Below are 22535 nucleotides of genomic sequence, written 5' to 3'. Positions count from 1 at the left end.
ATTAACCTTTAAGCTGAGCCAGGGCGCGGTAATCCGCTCCCAGCGTTGCCTGTAAAATCTCTTTCGGATAATCGTCGGTGACAACTGCTTCACCCATGCGGCGCAACAACACCAGGCGCAAACGTCCGTCGATTACTTTCTTGTCAATTGCCATGTGCTCGAGAAAATCCGCCTCGGTCATCTCCTCGGGAGGAATGACCGGCAACCCGGCGCGCTGGAACAGGGCAATGCCCCGATCGCGCTCCTGGGCCGTGATCCAGCCGAGGCGTGCTGACATGTCCAGCGCCATCACGGTGCCAGCAGCGACTGCCTCACCGTGTAGCCAGACACCATAGCCCATGTGGGTTTCGATGGCGTGGCCGAAGGTATGGCCCAGGTTCAGCGTGGCCCGCACGCCGGATTCACGCTCGTCGGCACCGACCACCGCCGCCTTGGCCGCGCAAGAGCGCTCGATGGCGTAGGTCAGGGCGTCCTGGTCGAGTGCCCGCAGGCGATCGATGTTTTCTTCGAGCCAGGTCAGGAAGGGCTCATCGCAGATCAGCCCGTATTTGATCACTTCGGCCAGCCCGGCGGAGAGCTCGCGGGCCGGCAGCGTATTGAGGGTCGCGGTATCGATCAGCACCACGTTGGGCTGATAGAAGGCGCCGACCATGTTCTTGCCCAGCGGATGGTTGATACCGGTCTTGCCGCCCACCGACGAGTCGACTTGCGACAACAGGGTGGTCGGCACCTGAATGAAATCGACCCCACGCTGGTAGCAGGCCGCGGCAAAACCGGCCATATCGCCAATCACCCCGCCGCCCAGAGCGATCACGGTGGTGCGCCGATCATGGCGCGCGGTCAGCAAGCCATCGAAAATGGTTTGCAGGGTTTCCCAGGTCTTGAAGGCTTCGCCGTCGGGCAACACCACGGAAATCACTGAATAACCTGCGAGGCTGCGGGTCAGACGCTCCAGATAAAGCGGCGCAACCGTCTCGTTGGAGATAATTGCCACTTGCCGCCCTGCGATATGCGGCGCCAGCAGCTCGGGCTGATCCAGCAACCCTTCACCAATATGAATCGGGTAGCTACGCTCGCCTAGATCGACCTTAAGTGTCTGCATGTGTCCCCACAGAAAAGTTGGAATCAGGCGTCCCGCCTTGCGCTATCGACGGGTAACGTCTGCCTGTGTGACGTTGCCCGTTGCTGATGCGCCACACTCGCCGGCCATCATGACGCGACGCCGAGGATAGCGCATTTCGCCGCCTGAATTAACGGGGAGGCAGTTGCTGCAAGCGTTCCAGAATATCCAGCACGACCATGCGCGGCGGCCGCTCATCGGTTTCCACCACGACGTCGGCGATTTCCCGATACAGCGGATCGCGCAGCGTCAGCAGATCACGCAGGGTTTTAGCCGGATCGGCGGTGCGCAGCAATGGACGATTGCGGTCACGCGCCGTGCGCCCGACCTGCTGCTCGACCGAAGCATGCAAATACACCACCCGCCCGCCGGCATGCAGCGCGTGACGGTTGGCTTCACGCATCACGGCACCGCCACCGGTCGCCAGCACCACGCCATCGAGCTCACAGAGCTCGGCGATCATTGCCTGCTCGCGATCACGGAAGCCGGGTTCGCCTTCTTTATCGAAGATCCACGGGATATTGGCGCCTGTGCGCAATTCAATTTCCTTATCGGAATCCTTGAACGGCAGACGCAGCTCTTTGGCCAGCAAGCGACCGATGGTGCTTTTACCCGCACCCATCGGCCCAACAAGAATCAAATTTCGCACAGAATCAATGACTCACAGCAATCGCCTGGTTATTCATGATACGCGGAGTGAGAAATACCAGCAGCTCGGATTTTTTCTCCGCCACCACGTCACGCCGGAAAAGGCGGCCAAGATACGGCACATCACCGAGAAATGGCACCTTATCTACGACCTTGCTTTGAGTATTTGAGAAAACCCCACCAATAACGATGGTTTCACCATCGATTACGAGCACCTTGGCATTGACCTCGTTTTTCCTGATAGGCGGCACATCCTGCACTTTGTTCAAGTAATCAGGCTCATCCTTGGTCACCTTGACCACCATGATGATGCGGTTGTCCGGCGTGATCTGCGGAGTGACTTCCAGAGACAGCGAGGCCTCCTTGAAAGAGACCGAGGTCGCGCCGTTGGCGCCGGCCTGCTGATAGGGGATCTCGGTGCCCTTGAGGATTTTCGCGACCTCCTTGTCGGACGTAAGCACTTTGGGCTGGGAGATAATTTCACCGTTGCCGGTTTTTTCCATTGCGGTCAGCTCCAGGTCGAGTAACAGGTTGTCGCTGACGAACCCGACCCCCAGCCCCGAGGTGGCACCTACTGCGCCCATGTCGACGAACGGCGCACTACCGGACTCACCTGGACTCCCTGCACCCGAAGCGCTCCAGTTGCCTCGCCGAATCGATCCACCCCAGCGCACCCCAAGGCTTTTGTCGTAATCCACGTTCACCTCGACGATGCGCGCTTCAATCATCACCTGGCGCACCGGAACGTCCAACTGAGCGACGATTTGCCGTAACTCGTCCAGACGTTCCTGGGTCTGGTACGCAATGATGTTATTGGTCCGGTCGTCAACGGTCAGCGAACCCCGCTCTACAGGTCTGACTCCGGTGACTGACTGGAATAGCTGAGCGATATCCGCCGCCTTGGCGTAGTTGACCTGCAAAAGCTCTCGCCGCAAGGGCGCCAGTTCGGCTACGCGCTGTTGCGATTCAAGCTCCTGGCGCTCGCGGTTTGCGATGTCTTGTGCCGGAGCGACCAACAACACATTGCCAACCTGACGCTTGTCCAGGCCCTTGGTCTTGAGCACCAGATCCAGAGCCTGGTCCCAGGGCACGTCGTGGAGGCGCAACGTGATGCTGCCTTGCACGGCATCGCTGGCCACCAGATTGAGCTGAGTGAAATCGGCTATGAGCTGCAGCACCGAGCGCACCTCAATGTCCTGAAAATTCAACGACAGCTTGTCGCCGCGATACCCATCCGGTTCGACAACGCCGTGCATCGGGTGAATGACCGCTTGGGCGGTCGCCGACAGCAACGCGAAACCCAGCACGAAACCGAGGGTGGAAAGAATCCTGTTCATTGTCTGGCTTCCACTATGAGCGCACGTTCAAGGAGATGGATCGCGGTTGCTCGCGCCAGGCGTTTTCGCCATCGGCAACGATTTCCAGCAGATCGACCCGGGTTTCACTGATCGACACGATCCGCCCGTCATCGCGCCCCAGGTAGTCCCCCACCTGCAATCGATGTACGCCGCCCGCCACACGCAGCAGCGCCGAGGCACCCGCCGCATTTGCCATGGTTCCCACCATCACGAACTGCTCGACAGCAAAACGTTCAAGGGGGTGGCGGATCCGCAGTGGATCCGGACTTACCCTTGTTCGCCCTGTGTCCTGAGCCGCAAAAGCGGTCCCGGACGGTGGCAGGAACGGACTGCGTAACGAGACGGCGTCGTAGAAAAATGGCGGTAATGAGGGGTAGGTCGGGATTGGCTCGATACTGTCAGGCGATTTCAACCGTACTTCATCCATGAAGCCATCCAGATCAACGAAGCCCTGCCCCTCGCCGCAGCCGCTGAGCCCGATAAGGAAAGCAACAGGCGCGCCCCAGCGCAGCGGCCTCACAGCTGATGCCCTTCGTGATAGCGATAAGTCCGGGCCAGGATATTCAAACGCAGCATGGCGCCATCCGCCCGACTAACCGGTGCCAGGCTGAAGTCGTGCAAGGTGACGATCCGTGGCAGAGCGGATACTGCACTGACGAACGTCGCCAGACCGTGATAGTCGCCAACTACAGTAATTTGAATCGGCAATTCGAGGTAAAACGGCTGAGCCTCTTCGGGTAGTAGTCGGATTTCCTCAAACTGCAGGCCACCGACTGATCCGGCACGGGATATATCCTCCAGCAATCCCGGGACTTCAGTGTCGCTGGGCAGTTGCCGCAATAATTCGTCGAACGAGTGCTGCATATCCTGAACCTGGTCGAGATAGAGCTGCACATTGCCGAGCTGGGCGACTCTGTTCGCGAATTGCTGCTTACGATCGCGCTCTTCACCGCGAGCGTTCTCCAGTTGACCCTGCCGATCACGCAAGTGAACGGTGTAGCCCGACACCAGCAGAATCAGCATCAACAACACGCCTATCAAAGCCCTGAGCGCTCGCGGCCGGGACCCCGCACCGTGCAGGTCGTCACGACTGAACTCGAATCGAGCCAACTTCACGAGAACACTCATGACCTCGACGCCACAGGCAGTGTTTCGGTCTGACGAACGCTGAGACGGAACAAACTGGCCGCGTGTTTGCCCGATCCGTCGCCGGCAACCTTGATCTCGGTCAGACTTGGAGCGTCAAACACCTCGGCGGCATCGAGATTGCGCAACAGTTCGGAAACATGCTGGTTGGAAGCGGCCACACCATTGATGACCAACGTCCGATCGCGCCATTGCAGGTCGGTGAAATACACCTCATCAGGAAGGGTCCTGGCCAACTGATCGAAGACTTGCGCGGCGCCTGATCGCTGCCCTTGCAGCCCCTGGATAATTCGCATCCGCTCAACCAACTGCGCGCGCCTCGATTTCAACTCATTGAGTTGCCCCACCCGCTCCTCAAGCGCACTGATTTGCTGGACGACATAAGCATTACGCGCGGCCTGGCGCTCGATTGCATGATTGATGTAGCGATCCCCCAGGACGATACTGCCTGCCGACAGCAGCACTACGCCACCCAACACCAGCAGAAAACGCCTGCGGCCCGCCTCACGCCGAGCTTCGCGCCACGGCAACAGATTGATGCGAGTCATCAGTCAAAACTCCTCAATGCCAGACCACAGGCAATCATCAAGGCAGGGGCGGCGTCGGCAAGGGAGGCCGGGTTCACCTGGGCAGCCAGTGTCATGCTGGTAAAGGGGTTGGCCACCTGCGTGGGAACTTTCAGGCATCGCTCAATCATCGGCGCCAGACCGTCAATCGAGGCACCTCCGCCGGCCAGCAGGACGCGCTCGACCTTCCGCGCTGAGTCCGAATCGATGTACCACTGCAGCGAACGAGAAATTTGCTGCAACAGCGCCTCACAGCTGGGCTGGAGGATTTCACCCGAGCAGCCGTCAGACCATTCCTCCATCCGCACAACCGGCTCACTCTCCCGACCGTGTTGTCGCTGAATATTCTCAGCGAGTTGTTGACCACCAAACAGGTGCTCGCGGCTGAAGACGATCAGGCCTTCACTCAATACATGCAGCGTGGTCAGGTGAGTGCCTATATCAATCAATGCCACGGCAGGCCTCTGCGTGCCGGACAACAAGGTGACGGCCCGCTGCCACGCATGGGCTTCGACATCCACCACAGCGGGCACTAACCCTGCCAGATCAAGTACCGCCTCCAACAACTCGACACGCTCCCTTCGACAGGCAGCCACCAGCACATTGACTCGCCCGGGATTGTCCGCGCAGGCGCCGATTACCTGAAAATCGAGCGCTACATCATCCAGGGGATAAGGGACGTACTGGTCAGCATCGATTCTCAGCTGATTTTCCAACTCATCGGCTGACAGCCATGCGGGCATCTCCAACACTCTGGTGATGACCGCCGGTCCGGAAACCGCCACGGCGACATGCCGGGAGCGGGCATGAGCCTTGGTCACCAACCTTGATACCGCGCGCCCGACCAACTCGGGCTCGGTGATACTCCTCTCAACCAGCGCATTCGCCGGCAAAGGCTCTATTGCGAACGCCTCCACCTGATATCGCGAACTCGTGCCGCCAAGCTCGAGCAGCTTGACCGAGGTAGAGCCGATATCGAGACCCAATAACATTCGAGGTTTTTTGCTGAAGACTCCCGGCATTGGCAATTCCCTATGACTTTCCGTGAGTTACGAACTCTTGATGGCGACCGGCGTCCAATGCCAGTGCCTTGACCCAGCCGCCAACTGCGCTGTTGGCGGAAAAATGCTTATAATGCCCAGCGTTTTTCTCCGCTTTCTTCAAGCGCAGGTCGAACCTTGTTTACCCTGAATGCCCTGACGCCAAATTCATTCTTTGCCCTGGATATCCAAAAGCCTTGATTCGTCTGCTGAAATTTTTCGGGTGGTCCATCGTCGCCATTTTCTGCGGACTGCTTCTGGGTCTGAGCGGCGCGTTCCTCTACCTTAGTCCTGGACTGCCGTCGGTGGAGGCGCTCAGAAGTATCCAGTTGCAGATTCCGTTGCGGGTCTACAGCAGCGACGACAAGTTGATCGCAGAATTCGGCGAAATGCGCCGCAATCCAATCCGTTTTGCCGACATTCCCCCCAACTTCATCAATGCGTTACTAAGTGCTGAGGACGACAACTTCCTCAACCACTATGGGGTCGATCCAAGCAGCCTGATGCGCGCCGCGACCCAACTGGTCAAGAGCGGACATATTCAGTCCGGCGGCAGCACCATCACCATGCAGGTGGCAAAGAACTTCTTCCTGACCAGCGAACGCAGCTTCTCGCGCAAGACCACCGAGATCCTGCTGGCCCTGCAAATCGAACGACAGCTGAGCAAGGACGAGATCCTCGAACTGTACGTGAACAAGATCTACCTGGGTAACCGCGCCTATGGCATCGAGGCGGCGGCGCAGGTGTACTACGGCAAATCGATCCGCGACGTCAGTCTGGCGCAGATGGCGATGATCGCCGGCCTGCCCAAGGCCCCTTCGCGCTTCAACCCGCTGGCCAACCCGGCACGCAGCAAAGAGCGTCGCGACTGGATCCTGGGCCGCATGTACAAGCTCGGGAAAATCGACGAGGCGGCGTATCAGGCGGCGATCAACGAACCGCTGAATGCCACCTACCACGTGCCAACCCCGGAAGTGAACGCACCGTACATTGCCGAAATGGCCCGCGCCGAAATGGTCGGCCGCTACGGCGCCGATGCCTACACCGAAGGTTTCCGCGTCACCACCACGGTGCCGAGCAACCTGCAGGAAATGGCCAACACCGCCGTCCACGAAGGCCTGATTACCTACGACCAGCGTCACGGCTACCGCGGCCCGGAATCCCGACTGCCGGGCAAGACCCCGGACGCTTGGGCCACTGAGCTGACCAAGCAACGGACCATCAGCAGCCTTGAGCCGGCCATTGTCAGCGAAGTCGACAAGAACGGCCTGCAGGTCCTGACCCGCAGCGGGACCGAACATGTTTCCTGGGACAGCATGAAGTGGGCGCGCCCCTTCCTGAACACCAACAGCATGGGCCCGAATCCACGCCAGCCGTCGGATGTGGCACAGATCGGCGACCTGATTCGGGTGCAGCGCCAAGCCGATAACAGCCTGAAGTTCAAACAGCTGCCAGCCGCCCAAAGCGCCCTGGTCTCGCTGGACCCACAAAACGGCGCCATTCGCGCCCTGGTCGGCGGCTTCGCCTTCGAGCAAAGCAACTACAACCGCGCCATGCAGGCCAAGCGTCAACCGGGCTCCAGCTTCAAACCGTTCGTCTACAGCGCCGCCCTGGACAGTGGCTACACTGCCTCCACACTGGTCAACGACGCACCGATCGTGTTTGTCGACGAGTACCTGGACAAGGTCTGGCGACCAAAGAACGACACCAACACCTTCCTCGGCCCGATCCGTCTGCGCGAGGCGCTATACAAGTCGCGCAACCTGGTGTCGATCCGCCTGCTGCAGGCCATGGGCGTCGGCAAGACCATCGACTACATCAGCCGCTTCGGCTTCAACAAACAGGACCTGCCACCCAACCTGTCCCTGGCATTGGGCACCGCCACCCTGACGCCGATGGAAATTGCCACCGGCTGGAGCACCTTTGCCAACGGCGGCTATAAGATCAGTCCGTACATCATCGACAAGATCGAAAGCCGCAATGGCGACACACTGTTCGTCGCCAACCCGCCAAGCGTGCCCAAGGGCGACACCGCCACCAGCGGCATCGCAGCACCTACCGACGAGGCGTTCACCATCAACCCGACACCTGGCGAAGCACCGGCCACAACCGCTGCCACCGAGCAGGCGCCTGCGGTCGCCGAGCGGATTGTCGATGCCCGCACCACCTATATTCTCAACAGCATGCTGCAGGACGTGATCAAACTTGGCACCGGGCGTCGCGCCCTGGCGCTGGGTCGCACCGACCTGGCCGGCAAGACCGGGACCACCAACGAATCCAAGGATGCCTGGTTCTCGGGCTACAACGGCGATTACGTGACCACCGTCTGGACTGGCTTCGATCAACCCGAAAGCCTCGGCCGACGCGAGTTCGGCGGCACCGTCGCGCTGCCGATCTGGATGAGCTACATGGGCGCCGCCCTCAAGGACAAGCCGCCCCACACCCAGCCAGAGCCTGAGGGCATCCTCAGCCTGCGCGTCGACCCGATCAGCGGCCGCGCCGCCTCCCCAGGCACACCAGGCGCCTACTTCGAACTGTTCAAGGCCGAAGACACGCCGCCCAATGGCAGCGAGCTGGGCAACGGCACCGCACCTGGCAGCCCGCTGCCGGCGGATGAAGTGGCGCCGATCGATCTGTTCTGATCTGGCCCAGCCAAAAAGCCCCGCCTCCGTGAGGAGTGCGGGGCTTTTTATTGACTGCTGAGGTGCTCTCTGCGGGAGCGGGCTTGCCCGCGAAAGGGCCGGTACAACCCCACACAAAACCTCAGGCATAAAAAAACCCCGACTCGCCAGAGCCGGGGTTTTCTATTGAAGCGCTACAACGACTTAGCCGTTGAACACATCATCCACACTTTTCAGCGGGTAGTTTTTCGGATACGGCAGGGTCGCTACGCCGGTCTCGATGGCGGCCTTGGCCACGGCATCGGAGATCACGGTGATCAGGCGGGCATCCATTGGTTTCGGAATGATGTACTCACGGCCGAATTCCAGCTTGATACCGCCGTAGGCGTCGCACACTTCCTGAGGCACTGGCAGCTTGGCCAGTTCACGCAGGGCGTTGGCCGCAGCCACTTTCATTTCTTCGTTGATGCGCTTGGCGCGAACGTCCAGGGCACCACGGAAAATGAACGGGAAGCCCAGTACGTTGTTCACCTGGTTCGGGTAGTCCGAACGACCGGTCGCCATGATCACGTCACTACGAGTGGCGTGCGCCAGCTCAGGGGAGATTTCCGGATCCGGGTTCGAGCAAGCAAACACGATCGGGTTGGCGGCCATGGACTTCAGGCCTTCAGCGCTCAGCAAGTTCGGACCGGACAGGCCGACGAACACGTCAGCGCCTTCCAGCGCGTCCGCCAGGGAACGCTTGTCGGTCGCGTGAGCGAAGACTGCCTTGTACTGGTTCAGGTCGTCACGGCCGGAGTGGATCACACCGGTACGGTCAACCATGTAGATGTTCTCGATGTTCGCGCCCATGCTCACCAGCAATTTCATGCAGGAGATGGCGGCAGCGCCAGCGCCCAGGCAGACGATCTTGGCTTCTGGCAGGGTCTTGCCAGCGATTTCCAGGGCATTGATCATGCCGGCCGCGGTGACGATCGCGGTGCCGTGCTGGTCATCGTGGAACACTGGAATATCGCACTGCTCGATCAGAGCACGTTCGATCTCAAAGCACTCAGGCGCCTTGATGTCTTCCAGGTTGATGCCACCGAAGGTGATGGAGATGCGCTTTACCGTGTCGATAAAGGCTTGCGGGCTTTCGGAATCGACTTCGATGTCGAATACGTCGATGCCGGCGAAACGCTTGAACAGTACGCCCTTGCCTTCCATTACCGGCTTGGACGCCAGCGGGCCGAGGTTGCCCAGGCCAAGAATCGCGGTGCCATCGGAAATCACTGCAACCAGGTTGCCTTTACCGGTGTATTTGTAGGCCAGCTCAGGATCGCGAGCAATTTCGCGTACTGGTTCGGCTACGCCGGGGCTGTAGGCCAGCGACAGGTCGCGGGCGGTAGCGGTGGCCTTGGTGAGCTCGACACTCAGCTTACCTGGACGAGGTTGGGCATGATATTCGAGAGCGGCAGTTTTCAGATCAGACATAGGGGCATTCCGCTTTTTACTGTTGGACAGACTGGTCAGCGAGGATACGCGCCTCGCAAAGTCCCCACAAGACTGACCGGTCACCCCTGTCAAGCGCCCTGCCCTACGACTTTCGCCCAAGAGCCACGGAACACAAGGCCTACAAGTGTTCACAATCGATATAAAAAATGTCTACAATTTTTTATGGCGTACCTGCCATCCAGGCGCCCTCGAGACCTCAACACCCTCGCAGCCCCTGACGGGATGCTCAATCCAGAGGGCTGTAGCCGATTGGGTGCAACCAGCAGTACAACTGAACCCTGAACCTGAGCCAAAACACCTCGCGATTGCTCCAGGCCGCACTTGCGAAAAGCAAAATCACAGGCATAAAAAAAGCGTCCGCAAGGGACGCTTTTTTCATCACCGAGAAAAAACCGCGAGGGTTTTCCCGGTAGATCGGCCTTAGGCCTTTTTCGCACCGAACGCACCGAAGCGGTCTGCGAAGCGCTGTACACGGCCGCCGGTGTCCAGAGTCTTCTGCTTACCGGTGTAGAACGGGTGGCACTCGTTGCAAACGTCGATTGGCAGAGCTTTGCCGAAAGTCGAACGAGTTTCAAACTTGTTGCCACAGCTGCAGGTCACAGCGATGACTGGGTATTCTGGATGGATATCAGCTTTCATGGTGTTTTCCTCAGCTAGCGTGCCGCCACTCAACACCATTGTTGAATACCGCACGTAATTAGGCCGCGGATTCTACCAGACCTTGACGATGACGCAAGCTGTCCCTCAAACCGGTCGTCTGCTAGGCTCCGCCCCCTATGGGTGCGACCCAACCCTTGTGGGAGCGGGCTTGCCTGCGATAGCTAAGTGTCAGTCAGCGGATATATGTCGTCTGACACGTCGCTATCGCGAGCAGGCTCGCTCCTACAGAGAATGCGCCATCTTCTATGTCAGCTATCGAGACTTTCCCGCGTGCCCGACGCCATTCTGCGCCTCGCCCTGCCCTCGCCCCTGCGCCGCCTGTTCGATTATCGAGCCCCGGCCGGCGTCAAGCGCACGCAATTGCAACCAGGCATGCGCCTGCGGGTGCCGTTCGGACGCCGGGAGATGATCGGAATCCTGGTGGAAATCAGCGATCACAGCGAAGTGCCTGCCGACAAGCTCAAGCCGGCGCTGGCCCTGCTGGATGCCGCGCCGCCGCTGCCGGCCTCGTTGTTCAAGCTGTGCCTGTGGACTTCCCAGTATTACCAGCACAGCCTGGGCGACACTCTGAGCTGGGCCCTGCCGGTCCTGCTGCGCCAGGGCGAACTGGCCGAAACCCGCCAGGAGCGTTTCTGGTCAGCGGCGCCAGGCGCCAGGCTCGACGACCCGCGCATTGCCCGCGCCCCGCGCCAACGCGAGGCCCTCGCGACCCTGGCCCAGCACCCTCATGGCGTCGCCCATGCGCTGCTGAGCAAACTGATGCTGAGCAAGGACAGCCTCGACTTGCTGCTGGCCAAGGATCTGGTCCAGGTCGAAATCCGCAAGCATGCACCCGGCGAGCGCCATGAACACTGGCTGGCCCAGCCAGAGCTGCCACTCAACCCCGAACAGCGCGCCGCCTATGAAGCCATCAGTGCCGGAATGGATGGTTTTCACGCGTTTTTGCTGGCCGGTGTCACTGGCAGCGGCAAGACCGAAGTCTATCTGCAGTTGATCCGCGCCACCCTGGAGGCCGGCAAGCAAGCCCTGGTGCTGATCCCGGAAATCAACCTCGGGCCGCAGACCCTGGCGCGCTTCGAGCAACGCTTCAATGCACGGATCGCTCTGCTGCACTCAGCGGTCAACGACCGTGAACGCCTGGATGCCTGGCTCGCCGCCCGCGATGGGGAGGCCGACATTATTATTGGCACCCGTTCGGCGCTGTTCACACCGATGAAAAACCCCGGGCTGATCATCATCGACGAAGAGCACGACGGCTCCTATAAACAGCAGGAAGGCCTGCGCTACCACGCCCGCGACCTGGCGCTGGTGCGGGCACGCCAGGAAAACATCCCGATTGTCCTCGGCTCCGCAACGCCGTCCCTGGAAAGCCTGCAAAACGCCTACACCGGACGCTACGGCCTGCTACGCCTGAATGAGCGTGCCGGCGGCGCCAAACAGCCGCGCTTCCTGCGCCTGGACGTCAAGAGTCGACCGCTGGACAGCGGCATTTCCGGGCCGATGCAACAGGCCATCGGCCAGACCCTCGCGGCCGGCCAGCAAGTCCTGGTGTTCCTCAACCGCCGCGGGTTCGCGCCGACCCTGCTCTGCCACGATTGCGGCTGGATGTCCGAATGCCAACGCTGCGATGCGCGCATGACGGTGCATCAACGCTCCGGTGAACTGCGCTGCCATCACTGCGGCTACGTCGAGCGCGTTCCGCGACATTGCCCCAAGTGCGGCAAAGTCGACCTGCGCCCGGTAGGTGCCGGCACTGAACGCGCAGAGGAACGCTTGGGCATTCTGTTCCCGGACTATCCGGTGTTGCGGGTCGATCGTGACAGCACCTCGCGCAAGGATGCGATGAACCAGCTGTTCGCCACTATCCAAAAAGGCCAACCGTGCATTCTGGTGGGCACCCAGATGCTCGCCAAGGGTCACCACTTCCCGCGAGTGACCCTGGTGTCGATCCTCGACGCCGATGGCGGCCTGTTCTCCGGCGATTTCCGCGCCAGCGAACGCATGGCGCAGTTGATCGTGCAGGTTGCCGGACGCGCCGGGCGTGCCGAAGAGCCGGGCAAAGTGATTATCCAGACCCATCTCGCCGATCACCCGCTGCTGGTGCAATTGACCGAACAGGGCTACTTCGCCTTCGCCGAGCAGGCTCTGAGCGAGCGTCGTGCCGCCGGCCTGCCGCCTTTCGCCCACCTGGCCCTGCTCCGCGCCGAGGCGCACAAGCCCGGCCAGGCCGAAAGCTTCCTCGACGAAGCCTGCAGCGAAGCGGAGCGCCTGCTGGCCGAACAGAACCTCGGCGGCATCGAACTCCTCGGCCCTGTGCCGGCCCCCATGGAACGCCGCGCCGGGCGTTATCGCGCACAATTATTGGTGCAAGCCAGCGCCCGGGCGCCCCTGCACCGACTGCTCAACAGCTGGATGCTGGTGCTGGAGCACTTGCCCAGCGGCCGGGCAGTGCGCTGGTCGCTGGATGTGGATCCGGTGGACTTGTATTGATCGGCAGGTCGCTTGCCAGTGAAGGGCGGCGAATTGTCACCACACATCCATAACCGGCCTGCTAAGGTTGGCAAGCCCGCCCTGGCAACGGATAATGCCCAGTTTTTCCACCCGCGCATTGACGCGCCGCCGCTATGCGGTTGAAAGAGAAGCCCATGAAAGACACCATTCGCCAGTTGATCCAGCAAGCCCTCACCCAACTCGTTACCGACGGTGTGTTGCCTGAAGGCCTGACGCCGGCGATTCAGGTGGAGAACGCCCGCGACAAGACCCACGGTGACTTCGCCAGCAACATCGCCATGATGCTGGCCAAGCCGGCCGGCATGAAGCCGCGCGACCTGGCGGAGAAAATCATCGCCGCGCTACCAGCCGACGAAAACGTCAGCAAGGCCGAAATCGCCGGCCCGGGCTTCCTCAATTTCTTCCAGAACACCCAGGCCCTGGCAGCGCGCCTGGATGCCGCCCTGGCCGACGCCCACGTCGGCGTACGCAAGACCGGCCCAGTGCAGCGCACCGTGGTCGACCTGTCGGCGCCGAACCTGGCCAAGGAAATGCACGTCGGCCACTTGCGCTCGACCATCATTGGTGACGGCGTGGCACGGGTCCTGGAGTTCCTTGGCGACACCGTGATCCGTCAGAACCACGTAGGCGACTGGGGCACCCAGTTCGGCATGCTGATGGCTTACCTGCAGGAAAACCCGATCACCAGCGACGAGCTGTCGGACCTGGAAAATTTCTACCGCGCCGCCAAGCAGCGCTTCGACGAGTCCGCCGAGTTCGCCGACCGCGCCCGTGGCCTGGTGGTCAAGCTGCAGGCCGGCGATGCCGAATGCCTGGCGCTGTGGACCAAGTTCAAGGACATCTCGCTGTCGCACTGCCAGAAAATCTACGAGCAGTTGAACGTCAAGCTGACGATGGCCGACGTGATGGGCGAAAGCGCCTACAACGACGACCTGATCAACGTGGTCAACGACCTCAAGGCCAAGGGCATGCTGGTCGAGAGCAACGGCGCACAATGCGTGTTCCTCGATGAATTCAAGAACGCCGACGGCGAGCCGCTGCCGGTGATCATCGTCAAGGCCGACGGCGGCTACCTGTACGCCACCACCGACCTGGCGGCCGTGCGCTACCGCAGCGGCGTGCTCAAGGCCGACCGCGCCCTGTACTTCGTCGACCAGCGTCAGGCCCTGCACTTCCAGCAAGTATTTGCCGTGGCCCGCAAGGCCGGCTTCGTGACCCATCCGATGGAAATGGAGCACATGGGCTTCGGCACCATGAACGGCGCCGATGGCCGTCCGTTCAAGACCCGTGATGGCGGCACCGTCAAGCTGATTGACCTACTCAACGAAGCCCAGGAACGCGCCTACAGCCTGGTCAAGGACAAGAACCCGGAACTGGCCGAAGCCGACCTGCGCAACATCGCCAAGGTGGTGGGCATTGGCGCGGTGAAATACGCCGACCTGTCCAAGCACCGCACCAGCGACTACAGCTTCAACTTCGACCTGATGCTCAACTTCGAAGGCAACACCGCGCCGTACCTGCTTTACGCCTACACCCGCGTGGCCGGCGTGTTCCGCAAGCTGGGCAAGGATTTCAACGAAGTTGACGGGCAGATCATCCTCGAAGCCGCCCACGAACAGGAGCTGGCCGCCAAGCTGGCGCAATTCGCCGAGGAGCTGAACAACGTCGCCGAGAAAGGCACGCCGCACATCCTGTGCGCCTACCTGTATGACGTTGCCGGCCTGTTCTCCAGCTTCTACGAGAACTGCCCGATCCTCGCCGCCGAAACCCCGACGCAGATGCAGAGCCGCTTGCGCCTCGCCGCACTGACCGGTCGCACTCTCAAGCAAGGCCTGGAGCTGTTGGGCCTGGAAACCCTGGAGCGTATGTAAGTTGGCTGCCAAGAAAAAACCTGCACCCAAGCGTGGCGCCAGCCGTTACCAAGCTCCAGCAAAACAGCCGATTCCGGGCTGGCTATGGATGGCCATCGGTCTGACCGTGGGCGCGTTTATCGTGTTCCTGATGAAGCTGGAGCCCGGCAAGGGCGACGACGTCAAGCGGGTCAAGCAGGAAGAACAGAAAGCCACGCGCATGGCCGAGGCCAACAAGACCCCGCCGAGCCCGCAGCAACCGGTGAAGCCGAAGTACGACTTTTACACCTTGCTGCCGGAATCGGAAGTCATCGTGCCGCCGGACGCCGTACCCGAGAAAACCCTGCCGACCCCGCAGACCGCCCCCGTGGCGCCTGTGACACCGGCAGAAGCGGCGAAGATCGACACTGCCCGCGCCCAAGCCGCCCTCAGCGGCCTGACGCCACCACCAGCGCCACCGGTGGCGAAGGCCGCGCCAGTGACTAAGTTCTTCCTGCAGGCCGGTTCATTCCGCAAGGAAGCCGATGCTGACAAGGTTCGAGCACAGATCATCCTGCTCGGCCAATCGGTTTCGGTGGAGTCGGGCACGGTCAAGGATGAAACCTGGTATCGGGTATTGGTTGGTCCGTTCAGCAATCGTGAGCAACTGACGACGGCGCAGAAGCAACTGGCCGGCAGCGGTTTCAGCAACTTGTTGTTACAACAACGTCAGAGCCGCTGATCGGCGGTTTTCACCGGGATTCTGCGGTATACCCCAATCCATTGTAGGAGCCAGCCTGCTGGCGATGAATTTGATGCGGTGTTGCTGATGGCCTCATCGCGAGCAGGCTCGCTCCTACAGACCGCCCGTCCTGCTCCACGTCCTACAGTTGAAAAACGCCACACCACCCCCATATGAGTCTGCATAAGGCATTTTCGCCCCGCTGCGTGGAGACTCTTCCCTTGACCACCATCGTTTCAGTTCGCCGCCACGGCAAAGTCGTCATGGGCGGCGACGGCCAGGTTTCCTTGGGCAACACCGTGATGAAAGGCAACGCGAAAAAAGTTCGCCGCCTGTACCACGGCCAGGTCATCGCCGGTTTCGCTGGCGCCACCGCCGACGCCTTTACCCTCTTTGAACGCTTCGAAGGCCAGCTTGAGAAACATCAGGGTCATCTGGTGCGTGCCGCCGTCGAGCTGGCCAAGGAATGGCGCACCGACCGCTCCCTGAGCCGCCTCGAAGCGATGCTCGCCGTTGCCAACAAAGACGCCTCCCTAATCATCACCGGCAACGGCGATGTGGTTGAGCCCGAAGATGGCCTGATCGCCATGGGCTCCGGTGGCGCCTACGCCCAGGCCGCAGCCAGTGCCCTGTTGAAAAAAACCGATCTGTCGGCCCGTGAAATCGTCGAGACCGCCCTGGGCATCGCCGGCGACATTTGCGTGTTCACCAACCACACCCAGACCATTGAGGAGCAGGACTGCGCCGAGTAAGCCCGTGCGCCCTGCGCCACGGCTCCTGCTTGCTTGAGGTCCGCCAATTACTATGTCCATGACTCCCCGTGAAATCGTCCACGAACTCAATCGCCACATCATCGGCCAGGACGACGCCAAGCGCGCCGTCGCCATCGCCCTGCGAAACCGCTGGCGCCGGATGCAACTACCCGAAGAACTGCGCGTTGAAGTAACCCCGAAAAACATTCTGATGATTGGCCCAACCGGTGTCGGTAAAACCGAAATCGCCCGTCGCCTGGCGAAACTCGCCAACGCGCCGTTCATCAAGGTCGAAGCGACCAAGTTCACCGAAGTCGGCTATGTCGGCCGTGACGTCGAGTCGATCATCCGCGACCTGGCCGATGCTGCGATCAAGCTTCTGCGCGAACAGGAAATGACCAAGGTTCGCCATCGCGCCGAAGACGCCGCCGAAGAGCGCATCCTCGACGCGCTGCTGCCGCCGGCGCGCATGGGCTTCAACAACGACGAAGCGCCGACCCAGGACTCCAACACCCGTCAGCTGTTCCGCAAGCGCCTGCGCGAGGGTCAACTGGACGACAAAGAGATCGAAATCGAAGTCGCCGAGAACGCCGGCGTCGACATTTCCGCGCCGCCAGGCATGGAAGAAATGACCAATCAGTTGCAGAGCCTGTTTGCCAACATGGGCAAGGGCAAGAAGAAGGCCCGCAAGCTCAAGGTCAAGGAAGCGCTCAAGCTGGTGCGCGACGAAGAAGCCAGCCGCCTCGTCAACGATGAAGAGTTGAAGGCCAAGGCTCTGGAGGCAGTCGAGCAGCACGGCATTGTGTTCATCGATGAAATCGACAAAGTCGCCAAGCGCGGCAATGCCGGTGGCGTCGACGTGTCCCGCGAAGGCGTGCAACGCGACTTGCTGCCGCTGATCGAGGGCTGCACCGTCAACACCAAACTGGGCATGGTCAAGACCGACCACATCCTGTTCATCGCTTCCGGCGCGTTCCACCTGAGCAAGCCGAGCGACCTGGTACCGGAGCTGCAAGGCCGCCTGCCGATTCGCGTCGAACTGAAGGCCCTTTCGCCGGAAGATTTCGAGCGCATCCTCAGCGAGCCGCACGCGTCCCTGACCGAGCAATACGCCGCCCTGCTGAAAACCGAAGGCCTGGCCATCGAGTTCCAACCAGACGGCATCAAGCGCCTGGCCGAGATCGCCTGGCAGGTCAACGAGAAGACCGAGAACATCGGTGCCCGCCGCCTGCACACCCTGCTCGAGCGCCTGCTTGAAGAGGTGTCGTTCAGCGCCGGCGACCTGGCCAGTGCCCATGGCGAGCAGCCAATCCGCATCGACGCCGACTACGTCAACAGCCACCTGGGTGAATTGGCGCAGAACGAAGATCTGTCCCGTTATATCCTGTAAGCAACTCTTACAGCGATAGAGAACCTGTGGGAGCGAGCCTGCTCGCGATGACGGAGGTACATTCAACCACTGTGTTGATGTATATACCGCCATCGCGAGCAGGCTCGCTCCCACAGGGAGCCTCGCAAAGCGGACATCCGGCCATGATCCCCACTGACATCAAACTGCACAAAGCCTCGAAAACCCTGTCGCTGAAATACGCGTCCGGCGAAGAGTACCAACTGCCCGCAGAATTCCTGCGCGTGCACTCCCCCTCCGCCGAGGTCCAGGGCCACGGCAAACCTATCCTGCAATTTGGCAAGATCGGCGTCGGCCTGAGCAAGGTCGAACCGGCCGGTCAGTACGCACTGAAATTGACCTTCGATGACGGCCACGACAGCGGCCTGTTCACTTGGGATTATCTCTACCAATTGGCGCGACGTCAGGACGATCTCTGGGCCGACTATCTGGACGAGCTCAAGGCCGCCGGAAAATCCCGCGACCCCAGCGAGTCCGTCGTCAAGCTGATGCTCTAGTCCGGGCCTCTCGCTCTTTAGAGCGCATTTTCTAATTTCATCTGCTTGAATGCTCCCCCCGTGAGCCATTGATTGGCCTGCTTGCGAAAAAAATTAAACTCGGGTAACCAATGGAGCTGGCAAGTTCTGTGCAGCGCTCCCTGAACTGAAAACTCAGCGATGTGCAATTAACGGTCACCCGAGCGCGCACCTGGCAAGAGCTGTGTGACTCCACAGCCGGACTCAGGTACTCGACTCGGGACAATGGAGCGTCGTAGATGAGTAACAAGAATAACGATGACCTGAAACGCCAAGCCTCGGAAAACACCCTGGGGCTAAATCCTGTCATCGGCTTGCGCCGAAAAGATCTGCTTGGTTCTGCTCGCATGGTGCTGACACAGGCCATCAAACAACCCATCCATAGCGTCAAGCACGTTGCTCACTTCGGCCTTGAGCTGAAGAACGTGATATTCGGCAAGTCCGAGCTGCAACCGGAAGGCGATGACCGTCGTTTCAACGATCCGGCATGGAGCCAGAACCCGCTCTACAGACGTTACCTGCAAACCTACCTGGCCTGGCGCAAGGAGCTGCACGACTGGATCGGCGACAGCAACCTGTCCGAGCAGGACATCAGCCGCGGTCACTTCGTGATCAACCTGATGACCGAAGCCATGGCCCCGACCAACAGCGCGGCCAACCCCGCAGCGGTCAAACGCTTCTTCGAGACTGGCGGCAAGAGCCTGCTTGATGGTCTCTCGCACCTCGCCAAGGACCTGGTACACAACGGCGGCATGCCGAGCCAGGTCAACATGGGCGCCTTCGAAGTCGGCAAGAGCCTGGGCACCACCGAAGGCGCGGTGGTGTTTCGCAACGACGTACTGGAGCTGATCCAGTACCGCCCCATCACCGAACAGGTCTACGAACGCCCGCTGCTGGTGGTGCCGCCGCAGATCAACAAATTCTACGTGTTCGACCTCAGCCCGGAAAAAAGCCTGGCGCGCTTCTGCCTGCGCAGCAACGTGCAGACCTTCATCGTCAGTTGGCGCAACCCGACCAAGGCGCAGCGCGAGTGGGGCCTGTCGACCTACATCGAAGCGCTCAAGGAAGCGGTCGACGTGGTCAGCGCCATCACCGGCAGCAAAGACGTCAACATGCTCGGCGCCTGCTCCGGCGGCATTACCTGCACCGCTTTGCTGGGGCACTACGCCGCACTCGGCGAGAAGAAGGTCAATGCGCTGACTCTGCTGGTCAGCGTGCTCGACACCACCCTCGACTCCCAGGTGGCCCTGTTCGTCGACGAGCAGACCCTGGAAAGCGCCAAGCGCCACTCCTATCAAGCCGGCGTGCTGGAAGGCAAAGACATGGCCAAAGTCTTCGCCTGGATGCGCCCCAACGACCTGATCTGGAACTACTGGGTCAACAACTACCTGCTGGGCAACGAGCCGCCGGTCTTCGACATCCTGTTCTGGAACAACGACACCACCCGCTTGCCGGCGGCGTTCCACGGCGACCTGATCGAAATGTTCAAGAGCAACCCATTGATCCGTCCGAATGCACTGGAAGTGTGCGGCACGCCGATCGACCTCAAGCAGGTCACCGCCGATGTCTATGCCCTGGCCGGCACCAGCGACCACATCACACCGTGGAAGTCCTGCTACAAGTCGTCCCAGCTGTTTGGCGGCAAGGTCGAGTTTGTGCTGTCCAGCAGCGGTCATATCCAGAGCATTCTGAATCCGCCGGGCAATCCGAAGTCGCGCTACATGACCAACTCGGAATCGGCATCGAGTGCGGATGAATGGCAGGAAAACTCGACCAAGCACACCGATTCCTGGTGGCTGCACTGGCAGGCCTGGCAGGCCGAACGTGCGGGCAAGCTGAAAAAAGCCCCGACCGCCCTTGGCAACAAGACCTTTACTGCGGGTGAAGCCGCACCGGGGACGTACGTACACGAACGCTAGCGACAAGCTTCCAGCTGCAAGCCAGGCGCTTGCAGCTGGAATCTGCTCGACCCCAACTGCAGGTTCCGAATCATGCCGCAACCGTTCATTTTTCGTACCGTCGACCTGGATGGCCAGACCATCCGCACCGCGGTACGCCCGGGCAAGTCGCACTTGACCCCCTTGCTGATTTTCAACGGCATCGGCGCCAACCTGGAGCTGGTGTTTCCGTTCGTCCAAGCGCTGGATCCGGACCTTGAGGTGATTGCCTTCGACGTGCCGGGTGTGGGCGGCTCGTCGACGCCTCGACGTCCGTACCGTTTTCCCGGGCTGGCCAAATTGACCGCGCGGATGCTCGACTACCTCGACTACGGCCAGGTCAACGCGATTGGCGTGTCATGGGGTGGCGCGCTGGCGCAACAGTTCGCCCATGACTATCCCGAACGCTGCAAGAAACTGGTGCTGGCGGCAACGGCAGCCGGCGCGGTGATGGTCCCGGGCAAGCCGAAGGTGCTGTGGATGATGGCCAGCCCGCGACGCTACATCCAGCCGTCCCACGTGATTCGCATCGCGCCAATGATCTATGGCGGTTCGTTCCGCCGCGACCCCAACCTGGCAGCCGACCACGCCAGCAAGGTTCGTTCGGCTGGCAAGCTGGGCTACTACTGGCAACTGTTCGCAGGCCTGGGCTGGACCAGCATTCACTGGCTGCACAAGATCCGCCAACCCACCCTGGTGCTGGCCGGTGACGACGACCCGCTGATCCCGCTGGTCAATATGCGCATGCTCGCCTGGCGTATTCCCAATGCCCAGCTACACATAATCGACGACGGTCATTTATTCCTGATCACCCGGGCCGAGGCCGTCGCCCCCATCATCATGAAATTCCTTCAGGAAGAACGCCAGCGCGCGGTCATGCACCCGCATCCGGCGCCCTATGGCGGCACATGAGACACCGCGCACCTCGACAAGGCAGTCGAGGGCGCCGGTCAGGCCTGCCGCGCCGTTAGCGTGCGTGCGGGATTGAGCAACCTGTAGAAGGCTTGACGAAGGAGTGTTGACTCATGCGAGACAAACCAGCACCGGGCACCCTGCCGACAGCGGCGACGTTCATCAATGCCCAGAGTGCGATCACCGGCCTGCGTGGCCGCGACCTGCTCTCAACCCTGCGCAGCGTCGCCGCCCATGGCTTGCGCCATCCCGTGCACAGCGCTCGTCACGCACTGGCGCTCGGCGGGCAATTGGGTCGAGTATTGCTGGGCGAAACGCTGCATCAGCCGCACGCCACCGACAGTCGCTTCAGCGATCCCAGCTGGAGCCTCAATCCCTTTTACCGGCGCAGTCTGCAGGCCTACCTGAGCTGGCAGAAACAGGTCAAAAGTTGGATCGACGAAAGCGGCATGCCCGACGATGACCGCGCCCGCGCGCACTTCGCCTTCGCCCTGATCAACGATGCGGTTTCGCCTTCCAACACCCTACTCAACCCGCTGGCGGTCAAGGAGCTGTTCAACTCCGGCGGCCACAGCCTGGTCCGCGGACTGACCCACCTGTTCGATGACTTGCTACACAACAATGGCTTGCCCAGCCAGGTCACCAAGCATGCTTTCGAGGTCGGCAAAACCGTCGCCACCACCCCCGGCGCCGTGGTGTTTCGCAATGAGCTGCTGGAGTTGATGCAGTACAAGCCGATGAGCGAAAAGCAGTACGCCCGGCCATTGCTGGTGGTGCCGCCGCAGATCAACAAGTACTACATTTTCGACTTGAGCCCGAGCAACAGCTTCGTCCAGTTTGCCCTGAAGAATGGCCTGCAAGTGTTCATGATCAGTTGGCGCAACCCGGATGTGCGGCACCGCGAATGGGGCTTGTCCAGCTACGTCGAAGCCGTGGAAGAGGCGATGAACGTCTGCCGGGCAATCACCGGCAGCCGCGACGTCAACCTGATGGGCGCTTGTGCCGGCGGGCTGACCATCGCAGCCTTGCAGGGCCATCTGCAGGCCAAGCGGCAATTGCGCCGGATCGCCAGTGCGACCTACCTGGTCAGCCTGCTCGACAGCCAACTGGACAGCCCGGCCACGCTGTTTGCCGATGAGCAGACCCTCGAAGCAGCCAAACGCCGTTCCTATCAGCAAGGCGTGCTCGATGGCCGCGACATGGCCCGGGTGTTTGCCTGGATGCGCCCCAACGACCTGATCTGGAACTACTGGGTCAACAACTACCTGCTGGGCAA

Annotated in this window: 18 protein-coding genes and 1 pseudogene; 10 read left to right on the top strand and 9 right to left on the bottom strand. The window is 60.9% G+C overall.

Going from position 1 to position 22535, the window contains the following annotated elements; translation table 11 throughout:
• Position 1: 1 nt before the first annotated feature.
• The 7 genes and pseudogenes from aroB to pilM form a co-directional block, all read right to left on the bottom strand.
• Entirely contained in the window at positions 2-1102 is a 1101-nt protein-coding gene (gene aroB, locus NR126_RS15060) for a 3-dehydroquinate synthase (RefSeq protein ID WP_256830534.1), read from the bottom strand.
• A 148-nt stretch (positions 1103-1250) separates the two neighbouring features.
• Entirely contained in the window at positions 1251-1769 is a 519-nt protein-coding gene (gene aroK / locus NR126_RS15055) for a shikimate kinase AroK (protein ID WP_027617428.1), read from the bottom strand.
• Between the two features lie 4 nt (positions 1770-1773).
• Positions 1774-2997, bottom strand: a pseudogene (locus NR126_RS15050) (type IV pilus secretin PilQ); the annotation flags it as partial.
• A 121-nt stretch (positions 2998-3118) separates the two neighbouring features.
• Positions 3119-3646, bottom strand: coding sequence for a pilus assembly protein PilP (locus tag NR126_RS15045; RefSeq protein WP_027617427.1), 528 nt, complete (start codon positions 3644-3646; stop codon positions 3119-3121).
• A complete protein-coding gene (locus NR126_RS15040; protein WP_027617426.1) occupies positions 3643-4254 on the bottom strand; it encodes a type 4a pilus biogenesis protein PilO in 612 nt (203 codons plus the stop codon). Before NR126_RS15040 ends, NR126_RS15045 begins: the two co-directional genes overlap by 4 nt.
• Positions 4251-4820, bottom strand: a complete 570-nt coding sequence (locus NR126_RS15035; protein WP_105754048.1) for a PilN domain-containing protein — start codon at positions 4818-4820, stop codon at positions 4251-4253. The genes NR126_RS15040 and NR126_RS15035 overlap by 4 nt, the downstream gene beginning before the upstream one ends.
• A complete protein-coding gene (gene pilM / locus NR126_RS15030) occupies positions 4820-5860 on the bottom strand; it encodes a type IV pilus assembly protein PilM (protein WP_256830533.1) in 1041 nt (346 codons plus the stop codon). The genes NR126_RS15035 and pilM overlap by 1 nt, the downstream gene beginning before the upstream one ends.
• Positions 5861-6078: 218 nt before the next feature.
• On the opposite strand from pilM, the gene NR126_RS15025 reads away from it, so the two are divergent.
• Positions 6079-8520 (top strand): penicillin-binding protein 1A, encoded by a 2442-nt coding sequence (locus tag NR126_RS15025; RefSeq protein ID WP_372826622.1) that lies wholly within the window; start codon positions 6079-6081, stop codon positions 8518-8520.
• 183 nt (positions 8521-8703) lie between these two features.
• Here the strand turns inward: NR126_RS15025 and NR126_RS15020 are convergent, their stop codons facing one another.
• Both NR126_RS15020 and rpmE read right to left on the bottom strand, forming a co-directional pair.
• A complete protein-coding gene (locus NR126_RS15020; protein WP_256830530.1) occupies positions 8704-9972 on the bottom strand; it encodes a malic enzyme-like NAD(P)-binding protein in 1269 nt (422 codons plus the stop codon).
• A gap of 441 nt (positions 9973-10413) precedes the next feature.
• Entirely contained in the window at positions 10414-10632 is a 219-nt protein-coding gene (rpmE, locus tag NR126_RS15015; RefSeq protein ID WP_027617421.1) for a 50S ribosomal protein L31, read from the bottom strand.
• Positions 10633-10923: 291 nt separating this feature from the next.
• Here rpmE and NR126_RS15010 point away from each other — a divergent pair, with 291 nt between their 5' ends.
• From NR126_RS15010 to NR126_RS14970, 9 genes are all read left to right on the top strand, one after another.
• Entirely contained in the window at positions 10924-13143 is a 2220-nt protein-coding gene (locus NR126_RS15010) for a primosomal protein N' (RefSeq protein ID WP_256830529.1), read from the top strand.
• Between the two features lie 155 nt (positions 13144-13298).
• A complete protein-coding gene (gene argS / locus NR126_RS15005; RefSeq protein WP_256830528.1) occupies positions 13299-15035 on the top strand; it encodes an arginine--tRNA ligase in 1737 nt (578 codons plus the stop codon).
• Between the two features lies 1 nt (position 15036).
• The gene (locus NR126_RS15000; RefSeq protein WP_027617418.1) at positions 15037-15735 is read left to right on the top strand and encodes an SPOR domain-containing protein; all 699 of its coding nucleotides are present in this window, start codon (positions 15037-15039) and stop codon (positions 15733-15735) included.
• Positions 15736-15956: 221 nt separating this feature from the next.
• Entirely contained in the window at positions 15957-16487 is a 531-nt protein-coding gene (hslV, locus tag NR126_RS14995) for an ATP-dependent protease subunit HslV (protein WP_007975582.1), read from the top strand.
• A gap of 52 nt (positions 16488-16539) precedes the next feature.
• Positions 16540-17877 (top strand): HslU--HslV peptidase ATPase subunit, encoded by a 1338-nt coding sequence (gene hslU / locus NR126_RS14990; RefSeq protein WP_027617417.1) that lies wholly within the window; start codon positions 16540-16542, stop codon positions 17875-17877.
• A gap of 143 nt (positions 17878-18020) precedes the next feature.
• Positions 18021-18392: a gamma-butyrobetaine hydroxylase-like domain-containing protein gene (locus tag NR126_RS14985; protein WP_105754051.1), complete on the top strand. Its 372-nt coding sequence runs from the start codon at positions 18021-18023 to the stop codon at positions 18390-18392.
• A 257-nt stretch (positions 18393-18649) separates the two neighbouring features.
• Positions 18650-20329, top strand: coding sequence for a class II poly(R)-hydroxyalkanoic acid synthase (gene phaC / locus NR126_RS14980; RefSeq protein WP_105754052.1), 1680 nt, complete (start codon positions 18650-18652; stop codon positions 20327-20329).
• 72 nt (positions 20330-20401) lie between these two features.
• The gene (phaZ, locus tag NR126_RS14975) at positions 20402-21259 is read left to right on the top strand and encodes a poly(3-hydroxyalkanoate) depolymerase (RefSeq protein ID WP_027617414.1); all 858 of its coding nucleotides are present in this window, start codon (positions 20402-20404) and stop codon (positions 21257-21259) included.
• A gap of 113 nt (positions 21260-21372) precedes the next feature.
• Positions 21373-22535 (top strand): alpha/beta fold hydrolase (locus NR126_RS14970; protein WP_256830525.1); only part of this gene is annotated, 1163 nt, incomplete at its 3' end.

This window comes from Pseudomonas sp. Pse1 (genome assembly GCF_024519635.1).
Lineage (GTDB): Bacteria > Pseudomonadota > Gammaproteobacteria > Pseudomonadales > Pseudomonadaceae > Aquipseudomonas.
This window is presented reverse-complemented; position numbering and strand designations above follow the sequence as displayed.